The organism is Paenibacillus sp. IHB B 3415 (genome assembly GCF_000802655.2).
Classification (GTDB): domain Bacteria; phylum Bacillota; class Bacilli; order Paenibacillales; family Paenibacillaceae; genus Paenibacillus_AQ; species Paenibacillus_AQ phytohabitans.
The window spans coordinates 1-748 of sequence record NZ_JUEI01000233.1 but is presented as its reverse complement, the minus strand read 5'-3'; the positions used below and the strand labels follow the sequence as shown (position 1 = coordinate 748).

Annotated in this window: 1 protein-coding gene; it reads right to left on the bottom strand. The window is 44.9% G+C overall.

Annotated features, from left to right (window positions below; translation table 11 throughout):
• Positions 1–146: 146 nt before the first annotated feature.
• Positions 147–608, bottom strand: coding sequence for an IS200/IS605 family transposase (gene tnpA, locus QW71_RS36365; RefSeq protein ID WP_039311155.1), 462 nt, complete (start codon positions 606–608; stop codon positions 147–149).
• Positions 609–748 lie beyond the last annotated feature (140 nt).

Sequence of the window (748 nt, the reverse complement as noted above, 5' to 3'; positions counted from 1 at the left end):
AAACAATCAGGACCACCCGTCCAACGGGTGGTTTGCTCTAGGGGTATAACCCCTTGTTGCCAAACTGCGCCTAAAGACGCTAGCCTGACCACACATTTGTTCAGGCTCAGTGTAATTTGTCATCTTCACTCACCCGTTAAACGGGCTTATTTCTTTTTGTTCCTTTTGTCACTGAATGGATCTTCGTATTCTTTTACGCTCAATTTATCTATGGCTTGGTCATGTGCTTCTTGTTCACGGATGTATTTGGCTACCGTGGCTTCATTTAAACCCACCGTGCTCACATAGTACCCTTCCGCCCAAAATTTTCGATTCCCATACTTATACTTTAACCCCGCATGCTTTTCAAAGATCATGAGCGAACTTTTTCCCTTCAGATATCCCATGAACGTGGACACGGCGATCTTCGGCGGTATCGCTACTAACATGTGCACGTGATCTGGCATCATGTGTCCCTCTATGATCTCGACCCCTTTGTATTTACATAAACGCTTGAAGATTTCGATTAAATCTTTCCTCACTTGATTATATATTTCTTTCCGGGTGAACACGATATGGTATTTGCACATCCACTTCGTGTGAGCTAGACTATAGCTCTTGTTTGCCATCTTTGACCATTCCTTTCCTTTGAGCCTGAACATCTCAATTCTATCGGAATGGTCTTGGTGGTCAAACCCTCGTCCCCTCCACCCGTATAGCGGGTGGTTTTTTGTTTCGCGCGTTTCACGCACTCAACTGGCTAAAGCCA

Excerpts from the sequence above, each read along its gene's own strand:
- tnpA (WP_039311155.1), bottom strand. The coding sequence starts at position 608 with ATGGCAAACAAGAGCTATAGTCTAGCTCACACGAAGTGGATGTGCAAA.